The following is a 3878-nucleotide window of genomic DNA, read 5'->3' as shown; positions in this document are numbered from 1 at the left end:
ACGCTCCGCGAGGATGCGCACGCCGCTGTAAGGCAGCTCAGTTATTGATCAGTGAATGAACATGGCGTCTCCGAAGGAGAAGAAGCGGTAGCGCTCGGCGATGGCTTCTTTGTACGCGTTCAGGATATGCTCTCTTCCGGCGAGCGCGGATACCAGCATCACGAGAGTGGACTGCGGAAGATGGAAGTTGGTAATCAGGCAGTCCAGAATCTTGAATTTGTATCCCGGATAGATGAAGATGCTCGTCCAGCTGCTCTTTGCATGGAGAATGCCGTTTTCATCCGCCGCGGATTCCAATGTGCGGCAGCTTGTCGTGCCGACGCAGATGATGCGTCCGCCGGCTTTCTTGACCGCGTTCACGGTGTCCGCCGCCTCCTGAGAGACGATGTAGAACTCAGAGTGCATCTGGTGCTCTTCGATGGTGTCCACCTTGACCGGGCGGAAGGTTCCGAGACCGACGTGAAGAGTGACATGGACAATCTTTACGCCCTTGTCTTCAATCCGCTGAAGAAGTTCTTTGGTAAAATGGAGTCCTGCGGTCGGAGCGGCAGCACTTCCCTCGTGTTCCGCATAGACCGTCTGATAGCGGTTTTTGTCTTTCAGCTGATGGGTGATGTACGGCGGCAGCGGCATCTGGCCGAGCTGATCCAGAATCTCCTCAAAGATTCCCTCATACTGGAACTGGATCAGGCGGTTGCCGTCCTCGATGACATCCACAACGGTTCCCTTCAGAAGACCGTCACCAAATGAGATCACGGTGCCCGGCTTACATTTTTTCCCCGGTTTTACCAGCGTCTCCCAGATGTCGTCTTTTTTACGGGTGAGAAGGAGAACCTCGATGTGGGCGCCGGTATCTTCCTTTACACCGTGGAGACGCGCCGGGATAACCTTGGTGTCGTTGATGACCAGCGCATCGCCCGGATTCAGATAATCGATGATGTCATGGAAAATTTTGTGCTCGGTTTTTCCGGTATCCTTATCCAGAACCAGAAGACGGGAAGAAGCGCGGTCTTCCAGCGGATCCTGTGCGATCAGTTCCTGGGGAAGATCGTAATCAAAATCTTTAACGTTCATGATTTGCCTTTCTGTCAATGTATCATGTGTCGGGGAACATCCCTGATATTTCCCCTGACGCAAATGCCTTCGGCGGATCTTGGCATCCGCTGCGGTAAAAACAGTGTTTGAGCGGTTTCCGTACCGGTTTGATACCGGTTGGATTTGCAAATGGATATTATACCGTATTTTATTTATCAGGTAAACAGAAAACTTGCTCTTGCGAAGAGAACCGTTTGATGGTATTATACTAGTGATGCGCCTGTAGCTCAGTGGATAGAGCAGTGGCCTCCGGAGCCGCGTGCGTAGGTTCGATTCCTATCAGGCGCACGAATATGCAGATCCCGGGAGAGAGAGTTCTCCCGGGATTTCTTTTTGTGCTATGAAAGTGTAGTTGTTGGAGCGTAACGGATTCTGACATCTGCACTTATTTTGTGCCTCGGCAAATTTTGGGGAAACATGATGCAAAAAAGCGCCGCGGTCTTTGCTTCGGAAAGCGGTTGCCGTGTCCGCACGGGCATCACCCTAAAAAACGCGGAGATCCCTTCTTTTCTGCGGGAAAAGGGGAGGAGAAGCCGAATCACTTATGAAATGGAGAGAAACCGACGAATACATTATCATTATAAGAATTTGGCGATTCAGAGCATGTTCGTTCCTAAGTGAGCGTGTTCGTCATGCGTAAGATGTTGGACAGGAGAAGTAGTATTTATGAAGAAATTATGCAGGGAGAAAAATGGTTTTACACTCGCGGAGCTTCTGATCGTTGTCGCGATCATTGCGGTGCTTGCATCCATCAGTATACCGATTTTTTCCAGAGTTCTGAGAAAAGCACGGCTTGCGGCGAATCAGGCCAATGCGAGAGCGGCTTACGCAGCGGCCATGGTGTGGTATATGGAAAATTCCAATACCACGGAACAGGTCAATAAGGATGCGGGAACCTTTGACGCATCCACCGGCGTGTTCACTCCGGGAGTCATTTCCACCACGAATCCCAATGCGCCGCGGTTTGAGGATGCCAATATCAACATTGACGGATGGACGGTGGATACTCCGTCGCGGCCGGCGTACGATAAGCGGAGAGCCGGAGACGTTGTCTACAAGAAATGGGATATCTACTGGTCTTCGTCGTTTGATGGAACCATCGATGCCTATGTGGCATCGGAATAAAGAATCGAGGCAATACAGGAATGAAAGAAACATCCGGAAAATCACTGCAGGACTTTATTTTGGAAAGCCGGATCTGGCTGAATCATTACCTGAGCAGTATTCTGAGGCTGATCATTCTGACCGGTCCTGCGATTGCGATTGGAATTTGGGCCGGCATTTTCCGGAATGCCACATACCGGACCTGTCTGAATATCTCAGGGATGGTGGCTGTCCTGACTCTCATTCATTATTTTCTTGTGTTGCGTTTTCCAAAATCCAGGGTGACCAGTTTCTTTTCGCTGACGGCATTGGACGTCATCATCGTGTACATGTCACTTCATCAGGTGGACATTCTGATTACCTGGTTTTTTGTGCCGCTGGTGAGTGTGCTGTTCTGTGATGAGGTGATCTATTTTTATGCGATTGCGGTAAACTATTTATCCATGACCGGAACCACCTGGGCAGCCACATCGCTCTATTTCACCCAATCGGATTTTGAATCGCAGTTCGATTATTTTTTGAATGTCATGGGCGGATTCACGATCGAAATGCTGATTATGACCGTGCTGGGTTACACCATCATCAAACTGGCGCAGGATAATTTCAGAAAGCTTTTTCAGCAGAATGAATTGATTCAGTTCCAGAAGCAGAGTGAACAGGAGAGAGTGAAGATTCTGGATTCGATGGCGGGAATCTATGACAATGTCAATCTGATCGATTTTACGGATAACACGGAAATGGCTCTTCGGGATCCGGAACAGAAGAAGATCGTAATTGATATGTCATCACAGACGCAAACACAGATGAATCGGAAGATTATGGAGCAGGTCATGCCGGAACAGATGGAGGATTTTCTGTCATTTACCAACATCACCACGGTAAGACAGCGCCTGACCGGCAGGAAAATCATCAGCGGAGACTTTGTGGACATCGACAAGGGCTGGTTCCGCGCGCAGTATATCGCGGTGGAGGCCGAGCCGGACCAGTCGCCGGCTGTTGTAATTTACACGACGCGAAATGTGGATGAAGAGAAGAAACGTGAGCAGACTCTGATCCGGATCAGCAGGACAGATGAGATGACGAGGCTTCGCAACCGCAGATGTTACGAGATGGATCTGGACGAATTGCGGCACAAACCGTTGGAAGACGATCTTGTCATCTTTGTGATTGACGTAAACGGATTAAAGCAGGTAAATGATACTCTGGGACATACCGTGGGCGATGAGCTGATCAAAGGCGCCGCGGCCTGTCTTGCCATTACCGTAAACAAGGTGGGAAGAGTCTACCGGACCGGCGGAGATGAGTTTATGGCGCTGGTTCATACGGATGATCCGGAACACATACGGGAAAGAATCCATAAGAATGCATATAAGTGGCGCGGGTGTTATTCGAGGAATATGACAATGGCGGTGGGATATGCGTCGGTTGTCGAAAACCGGCAGGCAACCCTGGATGAACTGGAACGTATTGCGGATGCGGATATGTATTCTGAAAAAGAAAAATATTATCAGATGACGGGCAATAACAGACGCCGGCAATAAATTCTGAGGTGTTTTGCGGGACTCCGGTTTCATGAGAAACGGAGTTCCGCATTTTTAGTTCATAGCTTCCTGTAACATTTAAAGTGTGAATTTGTAGAAACAGAAAGATACCTCAGTTAAACTGTAATTGCTGACCCT

3 protein-coding genes and 1 tRNA gene are annotated in these 3878 nt (G+C 49.3%); 3 read left to right on the top strand and 1 reads right to left on the bottom strand.

The features are described 5' to 3' along the window. Positions 1-48: 48 nt before the first annotated feature. A complete protein-coding gene (gene queA / locus BMW41_RS13925; RefSeq protein WP_031474228.1) occupies positions 49-1074 on the bottom strand; it encodes a tRNA preQ1(34) S-adenosylmethionine ribosyltransferase-isomerase QueA in 1026 nt (341 codons plus the stop codon). Positions 1075-1311: 237 nt separating this feature from the next. Here queA and BMW41_RS13920 point away from each other — a divergent pair. The 3 genes from BMW41_RS13920 (at position 1312) to BMW41_RS13905 (ending at position 3740) form a co-directional block, all read left to right on the top strand. Then, positions 1312-1383, top strand: a tRNA-Arg gene (locus BMW41_RS13920). A gap of 378 nt (positions 1384-1761) precedes the next feature. Further along, positions 1762-2220 carry a prepilin-type N-terminal cleavage/methylation domain-containing protein gene (locus BMW41_RS13910; RefSeq protein ID WP_074650808.1) on the top strand — a complete coding sequence of 153 codons (459 nt, stop codon included), beginning with the start codon at positions 1762-1764 and terminating at the stop codon, positions 2218-2220. Between the two features lie 20 nt (positions 2221-2240). Further along, on the top strand, positions 2241-3740 hold the full coding sequence (locus BMW41_RS13905) for a sensor domain-containing diguanylate cyclase (RefSeq protein WP_074650806.1): 1500 nt from the start codon (positions 2241-2243) through the stop codon (positions 3738-3740). Positions 3741-3878 lie beyond the last annotated feature (138 nt).

This window comes from [Clostridium] aminophilum (genome assembly GCF_900101295.1).
GTDB classification, from domain to species: Bacteria; Bacillota; Clostridia; order Lachnospirales; family Lachnospiraceae; genus Clostridium_R; species Clostridium_R aminophilum_A.
This window is presented reverse-complemented; position numbering and strand designations above follow the sequence as displayed.

What these genes read in the sequence shown, in the direction of transcription:
- BMW41_RS13905 (WP_074650806.1), top strand. Translation starts at nt 2,241, where the DNA reads ATGAAAGAAACATCCGGAAAATCACTGCAGGACTTTATTTTGGAAAGC.
- BMW41_RS13910 (WP_074650808.1), top strand. Translation starts at nt 1,762, where the DNA reads ATGAAGAAATTATGCAGGGAGAAAAATGGTTTTACACTCGCGGAGCTT.
- queA (WP_031474228.1), bottom strand. Translation starts at nt 1,074, where the DNA reads ATGAACGTTAAAGATTTTGATTACGATCTTCCCCAGGAACTGATCGCA.